This window comes from Moorena sp. SIO3I8, assembly GCF_010692325.1.
Taxonomy (GTDB): Bacteria; Cyanobacteriota; Cyanobacteriia; order Cyanobacteriales; family Coleofasciculaceae; genus Moorena.
In genome coordinates this window covers 1-1,880 of record NZ_JAAHHW010000315.1, presented here as the reverse complement: position 1 = coordinate 1,880, position 1,880 = coordinate 1, and the positions used below count along the sequence as shown (strand labels likewise).

Below are 1,880 nucleotides of genomic sequence, written 5' to 3'. Positions count from 1 at the left end.
TATGAAATTGAGTGATGAGTTATATAGCAATTCTCTCTCCCATGAAGGACAAAGGGATCCCCCTAAATCCCCCTTATTAAGGGGGACTTTCAGGCTGATAAGCGTACCTCATAAATGCAATAAACGCTATCAAATAACGTCTAACAGTTTTGACCAATAACTAATCACTAGTTACCTACTCCCTACTCCCTACTCCCTACTCCCTACTCCCTACTCCCTACTCCCTACTCCCTACTCCCTGTTTTATTTGCTAAATCACTAATTACTAATCACTAAACCCATGCCAAATACATTAAACAGACAAGTAAACGGAGATCCTGCCCCCCAACAACACCAAGAAACCTTGACTTCTCCAACACCAGCTTCATCTCGGGATGATTGGTCTGAGGCCACTCAAGAACTACTCGATAGTTTACCCCAAGTTTGGACAAGGGGACTGATGTACTTTCTAATCACATTTGTTGGCCTGATTTTGCCCTGGGCTATACTATCTCAAGTGGATGAAACCGGTACGGCTAGGGGAAGACTAGAACCGAAAGGAAACACGGTGAGGCTGGATGCAGCTGTGGCGGGAACCGTAGAATATATTAAGGTAAAAAAGGGAGATAAAGTAGACGCTGGACAACAGTTATTAGTATTAGAATCTGAGTTAGTTAATTCAGAGCTAAGGCAAGTACAAGATAAGTTAAAAGGTCACTTAAATCGCTTGTCTCAGTTAGAGTTGCTGAAAAATCAATTAGTGGTAGCATTGGCAACTCAGCAGCAACAAAATCAAGCTCAAGTGTTGGAAAAACAAACACAAGTAGACCAAGCGCTACAGAATCTGGAGGCTCTGAAGAATTCCTATGATTTACAACAAGAAGAAAAGTTAGCTCAAGTTAATCAGGCGCGTCAGACCTTTAAACTTAGTCAAAAGTCTTTTAATATAATTGAGAATCGTTTGGATAATGCTGAGCGGGAGGTGAACCGTTACAAGGATGCCTATCAAGAAGGCATTGTTTCGGAAATCCAAGTAGTAGATCGGGAAGATTTGCTACAGGAGAGGCAACGGTTGTATGAACAAACCAAGTCAGAGATTGAGCAGAGTACGTTACGTCTAACTGAACAACAGAGTAGTTATGAACGAAGCCTTCGACAAGCGCGAGCAGAGATTGAACAGGCACAGTTACGACTAAAGGAACAACAAAGAAGTTATCAGACTCTGAGCCACTCGGGTAAATTAGCGCTGCTGAGGGTGGAGGAACAATTGAAGAATTTGGATACACAAATAACTACCCTCAATTCAGAAATTGCTCAAAGTAAGGGTGAGATTAACTCGTTGCAGCTTCAGTTAAAGCAACGAGTGTTAAAGGCACCGGTCAGTGGTACGGTGTTTGAATTACCGATTCAAGCCGCTGGAGCGGTAGTTCAGTCAGGAAGTATGGTGGCGGAAATTGCACCCTCAGGTTCGGTGTTGGTAATTCGAGGGCAGATGGCAACGACTGAAAGTGGTTCTTTAGAGACAGGAATGCCAGTGAAGCTTAAATTTGATGCCTATCCGTTTCAGGATTATGGAGTTGTAGCAGGACAGTTAGTAGACATTTCTCCTACTACCTCTGAGGTGGATACTCCTAATGGTAAAAGAGCAGTTTATGATTTAGAAATTGAACTGAAGCAGGATTGTATAGCTTCGGCTGATAAGTGTATTCCCTTGCGTCCTGGAGATACGGCCATGGCTGAGGTGATTGTGCGCCAGCGTCGGATTATTGATTTTATTCTCGATCCCTTTAAGAAGTTACAGCAGGGAGGGTTGAAGTTGTAGATGTTGGGTGCATTTCATATTTGTAAATCTATAACTAAAAGAAGTGTGGTGAGGGTGGGGAGGGTGGGGAGAGGGGGAA

1 protein-coding gene is annotated in these 1,880 nt (G+C 43.1%); it reads left to right on the top strand.

Annotated features, from left to right (window positions below):
- The first annotated feature begins 280 nt into the window (after nucleotides 1-280).
- Entirely contained in the window at nucleotides 281-1,801 is a 1,521-nt protein-coding gene (locus F6K51_RS36560; RefSeq protein WP_293030883.1) for an HlyD family efflux transporter periplasmic adaptor subunit, read from the top strand.
- The last annotated feature ends 79 nt before the right edge of the window (nucleotides 1,802-1,880 follow it).